This window comes from Chitinophaga sp. 05T412 (assembly GCF_056396465.1).
The window spans coordinates 142,508-162,849 of record NZ_JBFTLN010000019.1 but is presented as its reverse complement, the minus strand read 5'-3'; the positions used below and the strand labels follow the sequence as shown (position 1 = coordinate 162,849).

Annotated in this window: 19 protein-coding genes; 14 read left to right on the top strand and 5 right to left on the bottom strand. The window is 44.3% G+C overall.

What is annotated here, in order from left to right:
• The 4 genes from AC1DFM_RS31165 to AC1DFM_RS31150 all read left to right on the top strand — a co-directional run.
• Window positions 1–1,798 (top strand): T9SS type B sorting domain-containing protein (locus tag AC1DFM_RS31165; protein ID WP_477080696.1); only part of this gene is annotated, 1,798 nt, incomplete at its 5' end.
• Between the two features lie 142 nt (window positions 1,799–1,940).
• The gene (locus tag AC1DFM_RS31160; protein ID WP_477080695.1) at window positions 1,941–4,097 is read left to right on the top strand and encodes a TonB-dependent receptor; all 2,157 of its coding nucleotides are present in this window, start codon (window positions 1,941–1,943) and stop codon (window positions 4,095–4,097) included.
• Between the two features lie 11 nt (window positions 4,098–4,108).
• Window positions 4,109–4,759, top strand: a complete 651-nt coding sequence (locus AC1DFM_RS31155) for a hypothetical protein (protein ID WP_477080694.1) — start codon at window positions 4,109–4,111, stop codon at window positions 4,757–4,759.
• A 106-nt stretch (window positions 4,760–4,865) separates the two neighbouring features.
• The gene (locus AC1DFM_RS31150; RefSeq protein ID WP_477080693.1) at window positions 4,866–5,168 is read left to right on the top strand and encodes a winged helix-turn-helix domain-containing protein; all 303 of its coding nucleotides are present in this window, start codon (window positions 4,866–4,868) and stop codon (window positions 5,166–5,168) included.
• Between the two features lie 129 nt (window positions 5,169–5,297).
• On the opposite strand, the gene pdxA is transcribed toward AC1DFM_RS31150, so the two are convergent.
• Window positions 5,298–6,359 carry a 4-hydroxythreonine-4-phosphate dehydrogenase PdxA gene (pdxA, locus tag AC1DFM_RS31145; RefSeq protein ID WP_477080692.1) on the bottom strand — a complete coding sequence of 354 codons (1,062 nt, stop codon included), beginning with the start codon at window positions 6,357–6,359 and terminating at the stop codon, window positions 5,298–5,300.
• A gap of 157 nt (window positions 6,360–6,516) precedes the next feature.
• On the opposite strand from pdxA, the gene rsmA reads away from it, so the two are divergent.
• The 4 genes from rsmA (at window position 6,517) to AC1DFM_RS31125 (ending at window position 9,338) form a co-directional block, all read left to right on the top strand.
• Complete coding sequence (rsmA, locus tag AC1DFM_RS31140) at window positions 6,517–7,272, top strand: 16S rRNA (adenine(1518)-N(6)/adenine(1519)-N(6))-dimethyltransferase RsmA (protein WP_477080691.1); 756 nt, start codon at window positions 6,517–6,519, stop codon at window positions 7,270–7,272.
• Entirely contained in the window at window positions 7,269–8,198 is a 930-nt protein-coding gene (locus tag AC1DFM_RS31135) for an NAD(P)-dependent oxidoreductase (RefSeq protein ID WP_477080690.1), read from the top strand. Before rsmA ends, AC1DFM_RS31135 begins: the two co-directional genes overlap by 4 nt.
• A 135-nt stretch (window positions 8,199–8,333) precedes the next feature.
• Window positions 8,334–8,858, top strand: a complete 525-nt coding sequence (greA, locus tag AC1DFM_RS31130; protein WP_477080689.1) for a transcription elongation factor GreA — start codon at window positions 8,334–8,336, stop codon at window positions 8,856–8,858.
• Between the two features lie 90 nt (window positions 8,859–8,948).
• Window positions 8,949–9,338, top strand: a complete 390-nt coding sequence (locus AC1DFM_RS31125; RefSeq protein WP_477080688.1) for an HIT family protein — start codon at window positions 8,949–8,951, stop codon at window positions 9,336–9,338.
• 5 nt (window positions 9,339–9,343) lie between these two features.
• Here AC1DFM_RS31125 and AC1DFM_RS31120 read toward each other — a convergent pair whose 3' ends face one another.
• Both AC1DFM_RS31120 and ruvC read right to left on the bottom strand, forming a co-directional pair.
• On the bottom strand, window positions 9,344–10,042 hold the full coding sequence (locus AC1DFM_RS31120) for a response regulator transcription factor (RefSeq protein ID WP_477080687.1): 699 nt from the start codon (window positions 10,040–10,042) through the stop codon (window positions 9,344–9,346).
• Window positions 10,043–10,227: 185 nt separating this feature from the next.
• On the bottom strand, window positions 10,228–10,788 hold the full coding sequence (gene ruvC, locus AC1DFM_RS31115) for a crossover junction endodeoxyribonuclease RuvC (protein WP_477080686.1): 561 nt from the start codon (window positions 10,786–10,788) through the stop codon (window positions 10,228–10,230).
• A gap of 13 nt (window positions 10,789–10,801) precedes the next feature.
• On the opposite strand from ruvC, the gene AC1DFM_RS31110 reads away from it, so the two are divergent.
• The 3 genes from AC1DFM_RS31110 to AC1DFM_RS31100 all read left to right on the top strand — a co-directional run bounded on the left by AC1DFM_RS31110 (window position 10,802) and on the right by AC1DFM_RS31100 (window position 13,439).
• The gene (locus tag AC1DFM_RS31110; RefSeq protein ID WP_477080685.1) at window positions 10,802–11,809 is read left to right on the top strand and encodes a lysylphosphatidylglycerol synthase domain-containing protein; all 1,008 of its coding nucleotides are present in this window, start codon (window positions 10,802–10,804) and stop codon (window positions 11,807–11,809) included.
• A gap of 9 nt (window positions 11,810–11,818) precedes the next feature.
• On the top strand, window positions 11,819–12,610 hold the full coding sequence (locus AC1DFM_RS31105; RefSeq protein ID WP_477080684.1) for a DUF3108 domain-containing protein: 792 nt from the start codon (window positions 11,819–11,821) through the stop codon (window positions 12,608–12,610).
• Window positions 12,611–12,734: 124 nt separating this feature from the next.
• Complete coding sequence (locus AC1DFM_RS31100; RefSeq protein ID WP_477080683.1) at window positions 12,735–13,439, top strand: response regulator transcription factor; 705 nt, start codon at window positions 12,735–12,737, stop codon at window positions 13,437–13,439.
• A gap of 126 nt (window positions 13,440–13,565) precedes the next feature.
• Here the strand turns inward: AC1DFM_RS31100 and ruvB are convergent, their stop codons facing one another.
• The gene (gene ruvB / locus AC1DFM_RS31095) at window positions 13,566–14,594 is read right to left on the bottom strand and encodes a Holliday junction branch migration DNA helicase RuvB (protein WP_477080682.1); all 1,029 of its coding nucleotides are present in this window, start codon (window positions 14,592–14,594) and stop codon (window positions 13,566–13,568) included.
• A gap of 95 nt (window positions 14,595–14,689) precedes the next feature.
• On the opposite strand from ruvB, the gene AC1DFM_RS31090 reads away from it, so the two are divergent.
• The 3 genes from AC1DFM_RS31090 (at window position 14,690) to AC1DFM_RS31080 (ending at window position 19,344) form a co-directional block, all read left to right on the top strand.
• Window positions 14,690–17,101, top strand: a complete 2,412-nt coding sequence (locus AC1DFM_RS31090; RefSeq protein WP_477080681.1) for a TlpA family protein disulfide reductase — start codon at window positions 14,690–14,692, stop codon at window positions 17,099–17,101.
• Window positions 17,102–17,108: 7 nt separating this feature from the next.
• Window positions 17,109–18,428: a M20/M25/M40 family metallo-hydrolase gene (locus AC1DFM_RS31085; RefSeq protein WP_477080680.1), complete on the top strand. Its 1,320-nt coding sequence runs from the start codon at window positions 17,109–17,111 to the stop codon at window positions 18,426–18,428.
• Window positions 18,429–18,582: 154 nt separating this feature from the next.
• A complete protein-coding gene (locus tag AC1DFM_RS31080; RefSeq protein ID WP_477080679.1) occupies window positions 18,583–19,344 on the top strand; it encodes a hypothetical protein in 762 nt (253 codons plus the stop codon).
• A gap of 130 nt (window positions 19,345–19,474) precedes the next feature.
• Here the strand turns inward: AC1DFM_RS31080 and AC1DFM_RS31075 are convergent, their stop codons facing one another.
• Window positions 19,475–20,317, bottom strand: coding sequence for an endonuclease/exonuclease/phosphatase family protein (locus tag AC1DFM_RS31075; RefSeq protein WP_477080678.1), 843 nt, complete (start codon window positions 20,315–20,317; stop codon window positions 19,475–19,477).
• Window positions 20,318–20,342: the final 25 nt, after the last annotated feature.

Below are 20,342 nucleotides of genomic sequence, written 5' to 3'. Positions count from 1 at the left end.
GGTGAAAACAGCAGCAGCTACAGCTATTGCAGGCGATAGCCTCAAGTACACCATCACTATTACAAATGATGGTCCATCTGATGCGAGTGGCGTGAAGATCAGCGATATCGTTTCTGATACACTCAGTGGTGTAAGCTGGACAGCGAGTACCAGTGGCGCCGCGCAGATAATAGGCAGCAACAGTGGTACAGGTAATGTAACGCTGACGGGCAATATTGCTGCGGGTACTGGTAACGCGATTAGGATTCTGATAGCAGGTAAGATCAATCCTGACTTCACCGGTACCATCACCAATACGGCCAGTGCTACAGATGTAAATAACAATACCACTACCGGCACCGCTACTACGCAAGTGACGGGTAAATCAGCCTTGAGTATCACTAAAACAGGTAGTACAAGCGTGAAAGCCGGTGAGGCTATCCATTATGTAGTGGTTGCGGCTAATGCCGGTCCATCAACAGCTAACGGTATAAACATTACAGACCTGGTACCTGCTACGATAACGAATGTTACCTGGACCGCGGTGGCCAATGGCACTTCGCAATTGACCGGCCCGGCCAGTGGCAGTGGAAACAACGTGTCTGTAAAAGGAAACCTGGCTGCAGGCAATAGTAATACCATACAGGTGAATATCGACGGTATTGTTCCGGCGGATGCTACGGTTACTTCCGTATCCAATACCGCTACACTCAACCCTGGAACAGGCACACCAATTCCTTCTGAGCCGGCAGTTACTATAGTGGTTCCTGCGGTGAAAACATTGGATCTCTCTATTACCAAATCAGGTCCGGCCAGCTTATTCGTGAATGATTCTATTACGTATGAACTCACCGCGCAAAATGCAGGTCCTGCGGCCGGAGACGGTGCTGTTATTACGGATATCCTGCCAGTGGGCATAGATGGTGCTTATGCCGTGGTGACATCACTTACCGGAGGCGCTGCCAACGTACAGCTCACCAATGCCGGTAATGTGGTGAAAGCCTCTATCGGTACCTTCCCTGCCGGTGCAGTTATCCGGCTAATGATACGTGGTAAGGTAACCGGCACAGCCGCCTTGCGTAATCAGGCAGTGATTGCAGCGCCTGATGGATTGGTAGATAATAATCCCGAAAACAATACCAGCGCTACCGTGATTACCGCCATCAACCAGGTGGCCATGGCTGATCTGCAGGTACAGAAGGAACTGCTGAATACTACGCCATTGCAGGTAGGCGGTAAGGCTGAATTTGCGATTACCCTGAACAATGCCGGACCAGTAACTACTACGGGTATCATTGTAAGGGATACACTGAACAGTAATCTGGAAATAGTAAATGGATTTGATGCCTCTACAGGTACGGTAAACTACGATCTAAACACCAGGATAATCATCTGGACACTGGACAGTCTGCGACTCACGCAAACGGCTACACTGAAGTATACTGCAAGGGTTACCAATACCGGTGTAATCGCCAATCGTGCTACTGCTACTGCGCAGGTGCCTGATCCGAATCTCACCAATAACACGGCCTCCAGTAAGGAAATGACCGTAACCGGCGATGATATTCTCATTCCGAATGTGATCACACCAAATGGAGATGGTAAGAATGATAAGTTTGTCATTATCGGTGTTACCAGGTATCCAAATTCTTCCTTATTCATCTATAACCGCTGGGGTAATATGGTATTCCAATCGAAAAATTATCAGAATGAATGGGATGGAAAAGACCTGAATGAGGGTACTTATTACTATATCCTGAAGCTGAATACACCTAATGGAGAAAGGTCCTACAAAGGATGGATTGAGTTATTGAGATAACTAACGCATCAATTGCTTTTTGCTATGATTAAGGATCGTCCCGCCGGGTTAGCGGGACGATTCCTGTTTAATATCGTATTAATAGAAGTTTTGGTTTATATAATAAACTAGTTTACATTTGGTGAGAAATTAATCCCTGGACATGTCGAAATTCAACCTTTATCTATATTTATTAGTATTCGCACCATTGCTATCCTTTGCCCAGCATAAGGTCAGTGGTAAAGTAACAGATAGTAAGAAACATCCTTTACCGGGTGTAAACATCGCTATAAAAGGTTCCTATGATGGAGCTACCACTGCCGCAGACGGATCATTTTCTTTTACCACCACCGCCACCGGTGATCACTTGTTATCCGCTACCCTCACAGGATATCAGGTGCTGGAGTTACAAATAAATACAGACGCTGATCAACAACTGAATATTGTGCTTAAAAGTGCTGTAAATGCACTTCGTGTAGTTACCATATCTGCCGGTAGCTTTGAAGCCAGCGATGATAAAAAAGGTACCGTATTAAAACCACTCGACATTGTGACCACTGCAGGCGCCGGCGCTGATATTGTGAACGCCATCAAAACCTTGCCTGGCGCACAACAAACCAACGATAGAGAAGGGCTGTTTGTACGTGGCGGAACAGGTTATGAAACCCAAACCCTCATAGATGGTATGTTGGTAAGGAATCCTTTTTCCTCCAGCTTGCCGGATATCCCGGGCCGTGGCCGTTTTTCTCCTTTCCTCTTTAAGGGCACTACCTTCAGTAGCGGTGGTTACTCTGCACAATACGGGCAGGGATTGTCTTCCGCATTGATCCTGGAATCAGTCGATTTACCGGAGCGTTCTTCTTCCTCTGTAGGGTTATCTGTGATCGGCGCCAGCGCAGGATTGGATAACCTGTCGAAAGACAAAAAAACTTCTTATGGGGTAGAAGCCGACTATACGAATCTATCTCCCTATTTCAATATTTTTAAGCCTAAGCAAACGCCCAATCTGGGACCGGAAATTATAGGTACATCCGTTAACTTCCGCCATAAAACCTCCAGAACAGGGATGCTTAAATTTTATGGCTATGGTAACTGGACGAAGATGGGATTCGATAAAAACAGCCTGGAATATCCGGGATATACAGAATCCTTTAAACTGCATAACCATAACTTCTATACGAATCTTACTTATCGGGAAAATATCGGAAACGACTGGCACCTGTATCTGGGAGCGTCTTTCAGTTCCAACCTGGATAATATAGAAGCAGATACCCTACACAAAAATCTGCTGCCAACCCTGATCAAGGGACAATCTGATCTGAGTCAGACAAAGGTGATGCTCTACAAGAATCTGGGACAATTTTCTGTGATTCGTTTTGGTGGAGAGTATCAGTACGCGGTAGAGAAATCAGCGTTTAATGGTAACAACGCCAATTACGTAGACAACTACACCGCTGCTTTTGCAGAAGGCGATATCTATTTCACGCCCAGCTTTGTAGGACGCGTGGGTGGCCGTGCAGAGTATACTTCTGTATTGGGAAAAATGAATTTTGCACCTCGTGTATCGCTGGCTTATAAGATGAATAACTATAGCCAGTTTTCTGTTGCCTACGGCGATTATTACCAAAAGCCGGAGCCGCAGTATGTTCGCTTTGATCACTATCTCGGCTATATGAAAGCCACACACTATATTGCCAGTTATCAAAGAGTAGCCACAGATTATACTTTCCGTACGGAGGTGTTTTATAAGAAGTACAGTGATCTGCTGAAAACAGTGCCCGGCTATAACAACAATGGTAGCGGTTATGCACAGGGTATAGAAGTGTTCTGGCGTGATCGTAAAACCTTTAAGAATGTTGACTACTGGATTTCTTATTCTTACCTTGATACCAAACGTGACTACCTGAATTATCCGTTCAAAGTGCAGCCTGACTTTGCCGCTACGCATACCGCCAGCCTGGTGTATAAGCATTACTTTCCGAAGATCACCACCAATCTTGGTTTAACATACACATTTGCCACCGGTCGCCCTTATTATAATCCAAACTTACCGGTGGATAAGTTTATGTCTGAGAAAACGATCACGTATAATGCCCTCGGGGTAAGTGCCAGTTATCTGACTACTATCCGCAAAGCTTTTACCATCTTCGTGATATCAGTTAGTAATGCACCTGGTAACAAGCAGGTATTTGGTTACCACTATTCCTCTGATGGATTGCGCCGGGATGAGATTACACCTAATGTACCGCGGTTTATTTTCCTGGGTATGTTTATGAACTTTGGTATCGACAGAAGACAGGATGTTATTAATAACCTCTAACCACAATAAATATGAAACGTTTCTTTTTAGCTTTTTTAATCGCGGGTAGCTGTACTACCGCTGCCATGGCCCAAAGCGCCCAATACCAGGATGCGATGGTAAAACAAACCGCTGATCTGGATAGTGCCAGTACCTTTACCCCGGATGGGCTGCAACAGAAAAGCAACACTTTCGAGCGCATTGCAGATGCGGAGAAAGTACAATGGTTGCCCTACTATTATGCAGCATATATGCAGGTAATGCAGGCTTTTGCACTGAAAGATAAAAGTCAGGTAGATGCACTGGCAGACAAGGCAGAAGCTAACCTGGATAAGGCAGATGCGTTAAGCCCAAAGAATTCAGAAATTGCCTGCGTTCGTTCGCTGGTAGCTACAGCCAGACTTACAGTTGATCCCATGACCAGAGGAATGAAATATGGTATGGAAGCCGCTGCTCAGCTGGAAGCTGCTAAGACACTGAATCCTGAGAATCCCCGTGTATACCTGTTACAGGGACAATCATTATTATTTACACCAGAACAATTTGGTGGTAGTAAGTCAAAAGCCAAAACTACGTTCGACCTGGCATTGGAGAAATTTGCAGCCTTCAAGCCGGAAAGTAATATTGCACCACACTGGGGAGAAGCGTATGCCCGCAAGCTGTTGGAGGCAAGCCAGAAGTAATTTGAAATTTTATTGTTCAGGTATTTAGTTATTTTGTTGCCATTGGACGAAATCATTGGAACAAAATTGCTAAATACCTGGATAGGTATCTCAGAAAATCATGCTCATGGACTTTAAAGATCTGGACCCCGTACTACATTCACAATTGCGGCTGGCTATTATGTCGATATTAATCAGCGAAGAAGAAGCAGAGTTTACTTTACTGAAAGAGAAAACGAATGCCACCGCAGGTAATTTAAGTGTACAGATTAATAAGTTACGTGATGTAGCCTATATTACTGTTGTAAAGCAATTTAAAGAGAATTATCCTCAAACAATTTGTAAAATAACTGCTGCTGGCAGGAAAGCCTTTGAGAGCTATGTTAGTTCTATTCAGGGGTATTTAAATGCAGGTAAGCGGAAAGCATAAATTTTAGTGAGCTGAAAGCGTAAAGCAGAAAGCAAAAAGCTATTGAGGCGAATGACCTGAGCGAAATTTATATACGCTAAGATCATTCGCCTCAATAGCTTTTTGCTTTCTGCTTTACGCTTTCAGCTTTTATTCTGATGCTAATTCAGTTTTCTTCAGTGGGTTCCGGGTATTTTCTGCGTAGCGCATCCGTTGTTCGAGTATTTCCAGGCAGGTAAAGATGGCTTGTCTGAAGGAATCAGGATCTGCCACATTTTTGCCGGCAATATCGAAGGCGGTGCCATGGTCCGGAGAGGTACGTACAATGCTGAGACCCGCGGTGTAGTTGATACCGTTGCCGCTGGCCAGTGATTTGAAAGGAATGAGGCCCTGGTCGTGGTACATGGCCAGTACGCCATCAAATTGTTTAAACATTTCACGGGCAAAAAATGCGTCGGCGCTATATGGTCCGAAACAGAGGATGCCATTGCCTTTGGCATGGCGGATGGCGGGAACAATTTGTTCTATTTCTTCGCGTCCAATCAGGCCGTCGTCGCCAGCATGTGGGTTAAGGCCCAGTACTGCGATGCGGGGTTGATCTATACCGAAATCTTTTATCAGGCTATCTTTCATGAGTTGCAGCTTGCCAAGGATATTTTCCTTGGTCACATATTTGGCTACATCTGCCAAAGGCACGTGTTCAGTGAGCAAGCCTACGCGCATGTTGTCGGCAGTCATGAACATGAGCACATCCTTTGCCTGGAAAGCATCCCGGAGATAAGGGGTATGACCGGTATAGTTAAAGTTGGCGCTCTGAATATTGTTTTTATGGATAGGAGCGGTTACCAGTCCGCTGATATAGCCGTCCTGCATACATTTGATGGCTACTTCCAGTGCACGGGCAGCGTATTTGCCTCCGGTTTCATTCAGTACCCCTGGTGTAATCTGTACTTCTTCTTCCCAGCAGTTATATACATTTACCTGCTTGTGATTCAGGCGGGTAAAGTCTTTGATGCTCTGGTAATTGAAGTTGTTTTCATTCATCAGCTTCCGGTAAAAGTTGATGGTTTTGTTGGATGCAAAAATCACTGGCGTGCAAAACTCCATCATACGTGTGTCCATAAACGTTTTGATGATAATTTCTGCGCCAATGCTGTTGATATCGCCAATGGTGATACCTATTACCGGTTTGTTGATCTGGGTGGTACTCATGCTGTGTTGCCTCAATGAGGGGCAAATATAAGCATTTAGCTTTTAGCATTTAGGGGTTAGCTTTTAGTAAATGCAGCGGAGAATAACATAATATGATCTTTACTGCATTTACTAAAAGCTAACAGCTAAACCCTAAAAGCTTATCTTTGCATCCTCCATGTATACACTAAAAAAATCTCTCGGCCAGCATTTCCTGACGGATGAAAATATCTCCAGGAAAATTGTGGAGTCGTTACCTGTAACCGAAGGCCAGCAAGTGCTGGAAGTGGGCCCTGGTGGGGGCGCCATCACAAAATACCTGTTGCAGCTGCCAGGCATTCAATTTAAGGCCATCGAGCTGGATACCGAAAAGGTACAGTTCCTGGAAAAAACTTATCCCGATATCAGGGGCAAACTGATCAATGAAAGCATCCTGGATGCAGCATTGCCTTTTGAAGGATCTTTCCGCCTGATCGGCAACTTCCCCTATAATATTTCTACCCAGATCATGTTCAAAGTGCTCGATTGGCGCACCCAGGTGGACGTGGTGGTAGGCATGTTCCAGAAGGAAGTAGCCCAGCGTATTGCAGCCCCACATGGCAACAAGGAGTATGGTATCCTGAGTGTGTTGTTGCAGGCATATTATAAAATTGAATATTTATTTGAAGTACATGAAAACTGCTTCAATCCGCCTCCCAAAGTGAAATCTGCCGTTATCCGCCTGACCAGGCTGGAACAACCAGCGGATATTGCCTCTGAACGCAAATTTTTTGTATTGGTGAAAACAGCCTTCGGACAAAGGCGTAAGCAATTACGTAATCCGCTGAAGACCATGTTTGATAAAGAACTGTTAGCACAGGACCCCATCTTTACAAAAAGAGCGGAAGAGTTGAGCGTGGCCGATTTTGCAGCATTATCCCATAAGATGATATGAGCAGGAAAGTATTAGTTACCGCAAAAACACACCCGTATTTGATTGACCAGCTGGAAGGCAAAGGATTTGATGTTATTTACCAGCCGGCCATTACATATGACGAAGTATATAGTACCATTCATGATTGTGTGGGCCTGATTGTGACTACCCGTATCCGGGTCGACAAGCACATACTGGATCACGCTACTTCCCTCCAATGGATTGGACGCCTGGGCTCGGGCATGGAGTTGATAGATGTGCCTTACGCAGAAAGCAAAGGGATTCATTGCGTGAGCAGTCCTGAAGGTAACCGGGATGCAGTAGGTGAGCAGGCCGTAGGGATGTTGCTTTGCCTGTTGAACAATGTGCTGAAAAGCAGCCTGGAGCTAAGAAATGGCATCTGGGAACGGGACGGCAACCGGGGATATGAGTTGAATGGCAAAACAGTGGGCATTATTGGCTATGGTAATACCGGTAGCACCTTTGCGCATAAACTGCAGGGTTTTGATGTGAATATCCTCGCATACGATAAGTATAAAACCGGTTTTGGTACTGCTGCCGTGAAAGAGGCTACCATGGAGGAGATTTTCCAACAGGCGGATGTAGTAAGTGTACACTTACCATTAACGGCGGAAACAAAACACCTGGCCAATGCAGCGTTTTTTGCTGCTTTTGCGCATCCGGTGTGGTTCATGAATATGGCGAGGGGGAAACTGGTGAATACGCCAGACCTCATTGCGGCGCTGGACAGCGGTGTGATAGCAGGGGCTTGCTTGGATGTACTGGAAAACGAAAAGCCGGATACATATACCGAAGCTGAAAAAGCACAATTAGCGTGGCTGTTGAAGGCGCCTAATGTGGTGGTAACCCCGCATATTGCTGGTTATTCCCATCAGGCGAGTATTAAAATGGCCCGCATTGTATTAGAGAAATTAAACATTTTATAAACCTGTCAAGCAGGTGATGATTTCCGATGTAAATGGTTGATTTTCAATTTATTTATATCGGAAATAAGACCCTTTTTTCTTTATAGGAAATTCATTATATTTGCGATAATACCAGTAAACAACGCTTCTGTGCAAATGGAGGCGTTGATTTTTTTTTCTTATAACCACAAAAAAACACAACAGGTTATGTCTGGCATAAATTACGTTACGAAGGAAACCCTGGATCAGATGATGAGTGAATTGACCCAACTTAAAACCAAGGGTCGGGCTGAAATTGCGCGCGCTATTTCAGAGGCAAGAGAAAAGGGAGACTTGAAGGAAAATGCCGAATATGATGCCGCTAAAGAAGCACAGGGCTTGCACGAAGCTAAGATTGCCGTACTTGAAGGCGCAATAGCTACTTCACGTATTGTGAGTGCAGATTCGATTGATACCTCTAAAGTATCTATTCTGTGCAAGGTAACTATTACCAATGTAGCTAATAAGAAGACAGTTACTTACCAGATAGTTTCTGAAACAGAGGCCGATCTTAAAGCGGGCAAAATTTCTGTTACTTCTCCTATTGGAAAAGGCTTACTAGGAAAGCAAGTAGGAGACGTGGCGGAGGTACAGGCGCCAAATGGACAGATTAAATTTAAGATTGATAGCATTACAGCTTAAGTAGTACTGCTACTTTTTAATGATATTTGTAGGGGTTGCATTCATTTGCAACCCTTTTTATTTTTACTTTGATAATAAGAAATAACGACTATGACCATCTTCACGAAAATCATTAAAGGGGAAATTCCGAGCTATAAGATAGCAGAGAATGAACATTTTTATGCCTTCCTGGATATTTTCCCATTGGTTAAAGGGCATACGCTGGTAATCCCCAAAGTGGAAACAGATAAGTTCTTTGATGTTTCAGATGAGCTGATGAAGGAGTGGCTGTTGTTTGCCAAGCCGATTGCGCATGCTATTGAGAAAGTAGTGCCTTGTAATCGTATAGGCATGAGTGTAGTAGGACTGGAAGTACCACATGCACATATGCATCTCATCCCGATTAACTCAGCAGATGATCTGAATTTTTCCCGTAGTAAGCTGAAGCTGTCTGTAGAAGAATTTAGGGAGATACAGTCACAGATTGTTGCCGCTTTATAATGGTGTTACCGGGGAGGGGGAACGTTAAACCGGAAGCCCACCCCATGTACCGTTTCCAGTTTAATCTGTGGATCTGATTTGAAATGTTTCCGTAGTTTGGTAATGAAAACATCCATGCTACGTCCAAGGAAGTAGTCGTCCTTTCCCCATACATTGGAAAGAATATCTTCTCTTTTAAGTGTTTTATTGGGATTATTACAGAAGTATTTCAACAGGTCGGCTTCTTTCTGCGTCACAGAAATAGATACATCTCCATTGGTGGTAAAGAGACGAAGGTCGTCATAGTCAAAGGTTAGCAGTCCGATAGCAAATTGGTTGGACTTGTCTTTACTACGGCCCATCGTCCGTTTCAGGAACACTTCAATACGGAGTATTAACTCCTGCATACTGAAAGGTTTGCTGATATAATCATCGGCTCCTGTTTGGAGGCCGGCTATTCTGTCTTCTTTTTCATTCTTGGAAGTGAGGAATAATATAGGAACGTGGTCGTTTAGTTCGCGGATTTGCTGCGCCAGTTGTAGTCCGTCTTTTTTGGGCATCATCACATCCAGTAAGCAAATATCAAAAGAGCGTAGCTGAAACTGCTCCCATGCCGCCTGGCCGTCTATACTGTGCACTACATCATAACCCGCTTCTTCCAATCGTTTTTTCGTAACCGCACCAATATTTTGATCATCTTCCACCAATAGGATTCTTGCTTTCATATCTGCCTGATGCTGATTAATATAAAAAAGCTTGTTATATAACCTGTCAATAACAAATGATGGTCACTTTTCATAGTTAAGCTATGATCCGGTCCCCTGCCGGTAGCTTTAAATGGGTTGTTGAATTTCAACCAAAGTAACTACAATTTACGGATTTATGAAATAACCTTTTCGCCTGTTTGTTTTTACCGGCCAATCCTTTCGGGGTGTTGCTGAAGGAATTGATCCCAACCTTTGGCTTTGCTGATTCCAGCCAGCGGATTGGATTCCTGGTAAAAATGGCACACTGCTACCGCCAGCGCATCTGTAGCATCAAGGTAATCAGGACGTTCTGCAATGCTGAGAATACGCTGCAGCATTAACCACACTTGTTCTTTATCTGCGTTACCATTGCCGGTAACGGATTGCTTTACTTTTTTTGGGGAATATTCTGTCACTGCCAGGCCTCCCTGTATAGCGGCCGCAATGGCTACGCCCTGGGCACGTCCAAGCTTGAGCATACTTTGTACGTTCTTTCCAAAAAAGGGTGCTTCAATCGCAAAACTGGTTGGTTTATGCTCCTGTATGAGTTCCTGTACCCTTGTGTGAATCAGTTGTAGTCGTTCATAGTGATCTTTAAATTTGGATAGCTTCAGGACATCCATCTCCAGGAGACGGGCTTTTTTCCCTTCTATAAGTATAAGCCCATAGCCCATTACGAGGGTACCGGGGTCAATGCCGAGAATTATTTTTGACTTGTTTGCCAACCACAGTTTATTTTTGCCAAAATTTGACTATCTGAACAAAAGTACCAAAATAATTCTCAATTACTTATTAGGAGCAGGCCTTTTTAGCTGGTTGGCTTATTCTATCTATTCGCAATTGAAGCATCGGGATAACCTGCAGGTATCCGTTCATCACATGTGGGAAACACTACAGGAGAAAGGCTGGGTGGGGGTTTTCCTGGTAGTGATACTCATGCTTTTTAATTGGGGACTGGAAGCCCGTAAGTGGCAAAAGTTAGTGGCTCCGTTGGAACCGGTGCCCTTTTCAAGAGCCTTCAGTGCTATTCTTTCAGGGGTATCTTTATCCATTAATACCCCAAATCGTGTAGGCGAGTACGGTGGACGCATCCTTTATCTTAAGAATGAGAATAAGCTAAAAGCCATTGCAGCCACCATTGTAGGAAGTTTCAGCCAGCTGATTGTGACTATTATCTTTGGGTTAATTGGTTTACTCTACTATATTAACAACTTCGCGCTGGCAAAGGAGAGCGCTTTCCTGAACGCGTCTCTTTGGCAGAAAATAATCCTTATTGCCGGCATACTTATTTGTGGCCTGACGATATTGTTATATTTTCGGTTACAAATTATTCTGTCTGTATTTGAAAAGGTGCCTTTTTTGAGGAAAGCGAAGGGGTTTGTTCAAATTATAGTTCAGTACTCATCCGGCGAATTGTGTTACCTGTTGCTGCTTTCAGCCTTCCGGTATATAGTCTTCTCGGCACAGTATTTGATTTTGTTGGACGCACTTGGCATGGAGTTTATGTGGTGGCAAGCCTTCTTACTGAACAGTGTAATTTACCTGGTAATGGCTGGCGTTCCTACTATCGCCATCGCAGAATTGGGGGTACGTGGAAAAGTGAGTATCTTTTTCCTTGGTTTGTTGAGCTCCAATACCATGGCTATCATTGCTGCCACAGTAGGTATATGGCTGATTAACCTGGTAGTGCCCGCCGTTTTAGGGAGTGTATTGTTGTTAGGAGTAAAAATTTTTAAGGAAAAATAGCTTCCACCAATGAAGTATCTGCTACTATTTATCTTATGGCTCTCCTGTATTCAACGTGTTGAAGCGCAAAACGATTTTTGCTCCATTCGTAATACCAGCTTTAATGCCGGCGAAAGTATCACCCTGAAAGTATTCTATAACCTTGGTAAAATGTATGTAGGCGCAGGAGAAGCTACTTTTAATGTAGGTCTCGAACACTTCGCCAACCGCGATGTATACCATGTGGTAGGAGATGGTAAAACCTACCGGGCGTACGACTGGATCTTCAGAGTAAGAGATAAATACGAAAGCTATATCGACACTGCCACCCTGCAACCCCTTAAATTTGTCCGCAACGTAAATGAAGGCGGCTATAAAATCTTTAATAACGTGGTGTTTAACCAGGCGGCGCATCAGGCCATCAGTACCAATGGTACCTTTACCGTACCACCTTGTGTACAGGATGTTATCAGCGCTATTTATTATGCCCGTAATATTAACTTCGATAAATACGTTGCTGGTGATAAAATACCTTTCGCCATGTTCCTGGACGACCAGGTATATAATATCTATATCCGATACATGGGAAAGGAAGAGATCAATACTAAATTCGGAAAGTTCCGCGCTATCAAGTTCAAGCCCCTCCTGATCAAAGGAACCATCTTCGAAGGTGGGGAAAAAATGACCGTATGGGTGAGTGATGATGCGAATAAAGTGCCTTTGCGTATAGAAAGCCCTATTTCCGTAGGTAATATTGTGGTAGATATGGTCAATTACAGTAACCTCCGATACCCCTTTACATCACTGCTGAGCAAGAAATAACCCGTATTCCGGGTGTGTCATAGTAATAGTTTTAACAATTCATTTGACCGGTGGCCCCTAAATTTTACCGACCTTTCGTGCCGCAGAAAAACTTTATATTTGTTATAATCAATCCTTTATGATTATGGAAGAACGCAAACCGAAAATATTACTGGCTGAGGATGATACCAATCTGGGTATGGTGTTGAAGAACTACCTGGAGCTGAATGACTATGATGTGGAATTGTGCCGCGATGGTATCCTGGCTCTGGCAGCCTTCCGCCGCGAAAAATTTGACATCTGTCTGCTGGACATTATGATGCCCAATATGGACGGATTTAAGCTCGCAGAAGAAATCAGAGACGTAGATCCTGATATTCCGCTTTTCTTCCTCTCCGCCAAAACCATGAAGGAGGATATCATTCAGGGCTATAAACTGGGGGCAGACGATTATATCTCCAAACCATTCGACAGTGAATTACTGCTGCTGAAAATCAAGGCCATCCTGAAACGTAACCAGGAATTAAACAGCAAGGAAGAAGAAGTACATGAGTTTGTGATTGGCTCTTACGCCTTTAACTCCCGCCTGCGTACACTGGCACATAACAATGAAACACATACGCTCTCCCCGAAAGAGAACGAATTACTGCATATGTTATGCGAACATAAAAATGACCTGCTGCCAAGAGAACTGGCACTGAAAAAAATATGGGGTAGCGATACCTATTTCAACGGTCGTAGTATGGACGTATACATCGCCAAACTGCGTAAATACCTGAAAGACGATTCTAACATTGAAATCGTGAATATCCATGGTAATGGGTTCCGTTTGGTGGTAAAAGAAGCATAATTTTTTCATACAGCTAAAAGCTGAAAGCTGAAAGCAAAAAGCTATTGAAGCGAATGATCACAGCGCATATTTTCGCTTAGGTCATTCGCTTCAATAGCTTTTTGCTTTTTGCTTTCAGCTTTTAGCTCAAAAAAGCAAATTACTCCCGCCCTTAAAGGACGTTTTCCCAAGATGTATGTATGCTTTCTCCGTTACTTCTCTTCCCCGTGGGGTACGTTTAATAAAGCCTTCCTGAATCAGGAAAGGTTCATATACTTCTTCCAGGGTACCCGCTTCTTCCCCTACAGCAGTAGCAATAGTGGTAATACCCACAGGCCCTCCTTTAAAGTTTTCGATGATCACATTCAGGATGCGGTTATCCATTTCATCCAGTCCGTATTCATCCACATTCAGGGCTTTTAAGCTGAGCTGGGCTATTTCCATGTCAATCACTCCCGTACCAATTACCTGGGCGAAATCACGTACCCGCCGCAGCAATCCGTTGGCAATACGAGGGGTGCCCCGTGAGCGCCGGGCTATTTCATGAGCCGCATCAGACGTGATTTTGGTGTTGAGCAGTCCGGCTGCCCGCCACAGAATTTTTTGCAGGGTATTGGCATTATAGTATTCCAGTCTGGACTTAATCCCAAAGCGCGATAACAACGGCGCTGTGAGCAATCCGGATCGGGTGGTAGCGCCTATCAGGGTAAAGGGCAATAGGCTGATTTGTATGGAACGCGCACTGGGCCCAGTGTCAATCATGATATCAATACGATAATCTTCCATGGCAGAATACAAATATTCTTCTACCACGGTGCTGAGCCGGTGTATTTCGTCAATAAACAGTACATCTTTATCTTCCAGGTTGGTGAGCAAACCGGCCAGGTCGCCGGGTTTTTCAATCACCGGCCCGGAAGTTTCGCGGATATTTACTCCCAGTTCATTGGCCACAATACGCGACAGGGTGGTTTTTCCCAGTCCCGGAGGACCGTGAAACAATACGTGGTCGAGCGCTTCGCCACGCATCTTCGCCGCTTTGATGAATATTTTCAGGTTCTCGATAATTTGATCCTGACCCGAAAAATCCACGATCTCTCTGGGACGGATACTATTCTCAAACTCTTTGTCTGCGGCACTGAGTTTGGTATCCTCTGGTCTTAAAGGCTGATTGGACATAATTGTATGGGCTCAAAAATACGCAAATATTCAGAGGTAGGAGGCAGGTGTTTGTTTATATCAGTATCTTAATTGTACTAAATCTAACACCCTATATGTACAAAATCCCATTGTTACTGGCCCTGGTTGTATGGATGGGCAGTGTGATCACTTTAAATGCCCAATCACGATTTAAGCCGAAAGAGACCTGGTTATATGAGGCCTCTTTCGATCAGCATTTGCAGCAAGGAACACAACAATACGAGCACCGGGTGTACCGGATTACCATTATCAGCGTAAATAACGACGGCTCTGCCAATGCACAGGCAGTATTACTCAGTGCCGCCGGGAAAGGGAAGAACTATCATTTTAATACGGCAGATCAATCTTCCTATGAAGTAAATGATAACATGCTTCTCAATATGCAGTTATTGTATCAGCCATTGTTGTTCAAAATATTTCCGAACGATAGCATTGGGCAGCCAACGAATACTGCAGCTGTAAGTGCTGCTACTGCGGCTTCATTGGGGCTGCCGGCAGATTGGCAGGCAGTAGCAGCCGATACATGGAACCAGTTGCCGTATTATTTAATTGGTGCAATAGCGCCTTTCCCGGCAAAGCTTATTCCGCATTATCAATGGGCCAGCGGCGCCTGGAATTACAAGGTAACGGAGGTACTGCCGGAAACAGTCACCATCACCGGTGTGAAGAAAATGATCCCGGTTAGTGAATGGCAAAAACCAGCTAATATTTCGTTTACGCTTTCCCGTAGTACAAAACGGGTGCTTACCTGTTCCTGGCAGGATGCTATATCAAACGCAGCCCCGGCAAATAGTTATCAAATTATCAGCAAATGCTTACCACCTGCCGGGGAGCCGGCATTGGCAGATACTTCCTTCTTTAACGCATTGGTGCGTCTTAATTACCTGAGCAATGCTTTGGTAGTCCAAAATGAACTGGACTCCGCTAAAGTAGCCGATTTCCTGGCTTTGAATATGCCACGATACGGTGAGCGGTTACCATTTAAAATAGCCATGCTGAGTCTAAACAGGGGAGATGATTCCTATATCGAGGAGGTATATACCGCAGCCCTGCATGCCGTTCCTGGTTATGCTTTGGCAAACAATCCCAGTGGGTTGTTTAATAAATTACAGCATGTTTCTGTAGAGGGAGCCGATACGGCGATGGCGCTGATAAGGTTATTATCTGTTCATAAGAAAACGCTGAACGACTGGTTGGATCAGGCGTTTTATCAGACCTTAATGAACTATAAATTTGATTCCGTGGAGGCCAGAAAGACATTTGTTGAAAGAGGATTAAGCGAAAACGCCATCCAACGGATATTTGAAGAAGGCAGGGGAAGCCCTGTTGTTGCGCAGGAAATCATCACGAGGTTATCGAAGGAAAAAGACAGCCTCATACAGGTGTCTATAAAACCAATGGCGTGGTGGAATAAAATAAATCATACCACGGATACGGCTATATTAAAAAGTATGGTTACTCAACTGGGAACTCCTACTGCTGCTGAAATGACCTGGGGAAAGGCGGCACGTTATCAGTTGATGGTATATGATATACTGCAGAAAGCGCATCTGGAAAAGGAGGCGGCCACTCTGCTTGATAAAGCACTCACCGGCCTTACACAAAATCAGGCGGATACTGTTTTCTGGACCGCTAATCCGGATTTGAAAGATAAAAAGTATGCAAACCGGCAGATCCTTGCTCATGCTTATCATCTTAAATACCAGGAAATGCTTCCACGCAATAAAGACACGGCGCTGCGTTACCTGGCCCTGGCGGCGGCTAATGCGCCTAAGCATAATGAGGAGAAGGTGTACGAGAGCTTTTATGATCGCATCTCCCTGAATGCGAAAGAAGATTATACGGAAGATTTTGCGGCAGCACTTGTGGAGATGGGTAGGCCGGAAGAGGCCATGAAAGTGATTTCCAGGCAATTAATGACGCAGCCTGAGATACTGGATCAAGTGAAGACATTATTTGAAAAACAATTCCCCGGTAAATCATTCTCCGAATACTTCCGGAATGTATTGCTGAAAGAATGGGACCAGGCGCCTGACTTTGTGCTTGAAGGAATAAAGAAAGAAGCACAATTCCGGTTAGCGGACTACAAAGGGAAATGGCTGCTGCTCGATTTTTGGGGTAGCTGGTGTGGGCCGTGCCGGGCAGACCTGCCTCATATGGACCAATTGGCAAAAGACATCAACACTGGCCAGTATCCGGGTACTGCATTACTCGCTATCGCCTGCGGGGAGCCACTGGATATTACCCGTGATTTTCTGGGCAAGACCACCTACACTTTCCCCGCCGCTCATTCTGATAAAAAAGTAGAATATTTATATAAAGTGCGCGGTTTTCCTACCAAAGTGTTAGTTTCACCTGATGGGAAAATGTTAGACTTGCAGTTTGGTACTGACTATGCCGCCATGCTAAAAATGTATAGCAATATGTATGCTCAGCAAGAGAAACAACCATCAACAATCAATATAAAAAATAAGAAAAAGGATTAACTGCTTTATGAGGAAATCACTGTTATTATGCATCACCGCCGGTACGATGGCAGTTACCGGTTATGCACAGGATATTAAAGAAAAAGAAGTGGCCCGCATTATCAGCACATTGGCCGCAGATGATATGGGAGGACGCTTACCCGGCACCCCAGGCATAGAAAAAGCCGCAGATTTTATCAGCACCGAATTTAGCAAAGCTGGCCTGCAACCCCTACCCGGTGAAAAAAACTTCTTCCAGGAGTTTGGAAAATACCGGATGGAACAAACCAGTGTAGCCCTTACCGTTAATGGTCAGGAAAAAGACTGGCCCGTTATTCCTCTTGGCGCCGGCCGCAATTTTGACTGGGAAAAAGATGGCAGCTATAATGAGATGCATGCAAAAGATCCGGCAGCACTGATGCAGATCCTGCGTTATCCCGAAAAATTAGAGAAAAGTACATTGATATGGCTGGACCCATCTATGGCGGGCTATCTGAGCGACATATCCGCCTCTTTTTCTGAACGGAGCTATGATACCAAAGCAGCGCTGGAAGCAGCTGCCGACAAGGCATCCGAAGGAAAGCATATCATCATGGTCTTCGAAAAAGAACCGGTAGCGGCTGATGCCACCTGGCATATACATCTCCAGAGAGATATTCAAATACAACACTTTGCAAATGTTGCTGGCATGATTAAAGGCAGTGGTAAACCAAACGAGTATGTAGTGTTCTCCGGCCACTATGATCACCTGGGTACCTTACCGGCTGTTGCCGGCGATAGCATTGCCAATGGCGCAGATGATGATGCCTCCGGTACTACGGCAGTAATTATGCTGTCGAAATATTTTAAGAAACATCCACCGGTACGCTCTGTTATTTTCGTGGCTTTCACCGCTGAAGAGTCCGGTGGACATGGCTCCCGTTATTTCTCCGAAAAACAGGACCCCGATAAAGTAGTAGCGATGTTTAATATTGAAATGATTGGGAAGGAATCCAAATTTGGTAAGAACAGTGCCTTTATTACCGGATTCGAGCGTTCTGATTTCGGGCCAATCCTGCAACGTAACCTCAACGGCTCTACGTTCAGTTTTTATCCGGACCCGTACCCGGAACAAAATTTATTCTACCGTTCTGATAATGCCACACTCGCCAGACAAGGGGTGCCGGCACATACCATTTCTACCACGCAAATCGATAAAGACCAGTACTATCACACAGTTGATGACGAGCTCTCAACGCTGGATATAGGAAATATTACTGATATCATTAATGCTATAGCCATCAGTGCCGGTACTATTGTGAATGGAACGGATACGCCTACACGAATTGAAAAGGCATCCGTGAGATAAATAATACAGCTCCGGTATAATATATTGATCCGATGGAACGTTGTTCCGTCGGATCATTCTTTTTTAATTAACAATGAACTTATTTGTTTTCACAAATTCTTTGTTAAATTTACCGGAAGAATTTCCCCATTAGTCATTAAAAACCATATCAATAATGAAAACCGGAATCCTACAATTCTGCGGTGCTGTGGGCATTGCATCGATCATGCTGTCTTCTTGTTCTAACAAGGACATGGCTGGTCCCGACACAAAACAACCCATCAACGACGCCGACGTAGCAAGTGTCAACTACGAAATTTCAGCTGTCAATCCAACTGCCACGTTATCACCTGATGCTTCAGGACGCTTATCTGCTATTACAGGTGATGCTTCCATGGCCAAAGCAGCTGCTGGTGGTTTCGACATCACCTGGGATACTGCTACTGCCCGCTTAAGAGAAATCCGCTTCGATGCCAAACGCGGAAAAGATGAATTGGAGTTCAAATTGAAAACAGATCGTCAGATTGATCTGAAAAAAGTACCAACCCTGCTGGGTGCTATCAAAATTCCAAAAGGCACTTATCAGCAAGTAAAAGTGTACGCCAGAGTAGAAGGAGATAAGAAAGATCCTGCTGTAAAACTCAAAGGCTTCATCACCTGGGATAGCAAAAAGATTCCAGTAGAAATTCTGCTTTCCGGCCAGATCGAATTAATGGCGAAAGGAAAAGATGTAGTAGTAACAGATACCAAAATCGATTGGAAAGGTTCTCTGAAAATTTCCATGGACCTGATTCTGACCAAACTGCAAATCGGCGACTTTACTGGTTCTTTCAACAATGGCAAATTGCAAATCTCTGTTGACATCAATGGTAACCTCCATAACAAGGTGGTAAACGCATTGGAAAACAGCATGTCTGTTGAACACTCACATGACTAAAGAGAGGCGGAAAGCATAAAGCTGAAAGCAAAAAGCTATTATAGCGTATGATAAAAGCGAGTATTTTAATTACTTATACGCTTTTATCATACGCTATAATAGCTTTTTGCTTTCAGCTTTATGCTTTCTGCTACATAAATATCTCCGCATATACTGCAAAGTGATCAGACGCATATCTTCCTCCCCATGCCTCAGATATGGTCGCATGTTTCCCCACATTGAATTTTCCTTTCAGAAAAATATAGTCGATCGGTTGATCACCTTCTACACGCCATCCATGAAAAGTGCCTACCGGACCAAAGTGTGGCGTTTGGCTGATCGTTTTACTATCCGTTAAATGCAACGGGTCATTTGTATTTTCAATAATTTGAATAGGCTCATCGGAAGGAATGGCATTGAAGTCGCCGGTAATAATGGCCGGTGTATTGCCTGCCAGTGAATGCACCTGTTGCAACAGGAACTTAGCACTTTCCCTCCGGGCAATTTTACCCATATGATCAAAGTGGGTATTGAAGTGGAAAAATACTTTGTTGGTTTTTTTATCGCGGAATTTACCCCAGGTTACAATCCTTGTACAGGCGCCATCCCAGCCTATTTTACCTGCTACTGTTGGGGTTTCAGATAACCAGAACGTTTCACTTTTCAACAATTGTAAACGGCTGGTATCGTAAAATATCGCGGAATATTCTCCTTTTGTTTTTCCGTCATCTCTGCCCACACCAATGCTTTTATAAGCGGGCAGCCGTTGCTGCAGATCCTGCATCTGGTCATGTAATGCTTCCTGCACGCCTAATGTAGACGCACCGTAGAATAATACTTCTGATGCTACTTTGTCTTTGCGATGAGGCCAGGCATTTAAGCTGTCGTCAGGATTATTATACCGGATATTAAACGTCATTACCTTCAGTGGTGCCTGTGCGGCCAAGGTTCCCATTATCAGGCAGCAAAGGCCTGACAGCAATAGTTTTTTCATTCCCTAAAGTTTTACCGCATAAAAA

What these genes read in the sequence shown, in the direction of transcription:
- AC1DFM_RS31155 (WP_477080694.1), top strand. Translation starts at nt 4,109, where the DNA reads ATGAAACGTTTCTTTTTAGCTTTTTTAATCGCGGGTAGCTGTACTACC.
- greA (WP_477080689.1), top strand. Translation starts at nt 8,334, where the DNA reads ATGGAGGCGTTGATTTTTTTTTCTTATAACCACAAAAAAACACAACAG.
- pdxA (WP_477080692.1), bottom strand. Translation starts at nt 6,359, where the DNA reads ATGAGTACCACCCAGATCAACAAACCGGTAATAGGTATCACCATTGGC.
- AC1DFM_RS31150 (WP_477080693.1), top strand. Translation starts at nt 4,866, where the DNA reads ATGGACTTTAAAGATCTGGACCCCGTACTACATTCACAATTGCGGCTG.
- ruvB (WP_477080682.1), bottom strand. Translation starts at nt 14,594, where the DNA reads ATGTCCAATCAGCCTTTAAGACCAGAGGATACCAAACTCAGTGCCGCA.
- rsmA (WP_477080691.1), top strand. Translation starts at nt 6,517, where the DNA reads ATGTATACACTAAAAAAATCTCTCGGCCAGCATTTCCTGACGGATGAA.
- AC1DFM_RS31085 (WP_477080680.1), top strand. Translation starts at nt 17,109, where the DNA reads ATGAGGAAATCACTGTTATTATGCATCACCGCCGGTACGATGGCAGTT.
- AC1DFM_RS31120 (WP_477080687.1), bottom strand. Translation starts at nt 10,042, where the DNA reads ATGAAAGCAAGAATCCTATTGGTGGAAGATGATCAAAATATTGGTGCG.
- AC1DFM_RS31135 (WP_477080690.1), top strand. Translation starts at nt 7,269, where the DNA reads ATGAGCAGGAAAGTATTAGTTACCGCAAAAACACACCCGTATTTGATT.
- AC1DFM_RS31105 (WP_477080684.1), top strand. Translation starts at nt 11,819, where the DNA reads ATGAAGTATCTGCTACTATTTATCTTATGGCTCTCCTGTATTCAACGT.
- AC1DFM_RS31160 (WP_477080695.1), top strand. Translation starts at nt 1,941, where the DNA reads ATGTCGAAATTCAACCTTTATCTATATTTATTAGTATTCGCACCATTG.
- AC1DFM_RS31080 (WP_477080679.1), top strand. Translation starts at nt 18,583, where the DNA reads ATGAAAACCGGAATCCTACAATTCTGCGGTGCTGTGGGCATTGCATCG.
- AC1DFM_RS31090 (WP_477080681.1), top strand. Translation starts at nt 14,690, where the DNA reads ATGTACAAAATCCCATTGTTACTGGCCCTGGTTGTATGGATGGGCAGT.
- AC1DFM_RS31075 (WP_477080678.1), bottom strand. Translation starts at nt 20,317, where the DNA reads ATGAAAAAACTATTGCTGTCAGGCCTTTGCTGCCTGATAATGGGAACC.
- AC1DFM_RS31125 (WP_477080688.1), top strand. Translation starts at nt 8,949, where the DNA reads ATGACCATCTTCACGAAAATCATTAAAGGGGAAATTCCGAGCTATAAG.
- AC1DFM_RS31100 (WP_477080683.1), top strand. Translation starts at nt 12,735, where the DNA reads ATGGAAGAACGCAAACCGAAAATATTACTGGCTGAGGATGATACCAAT.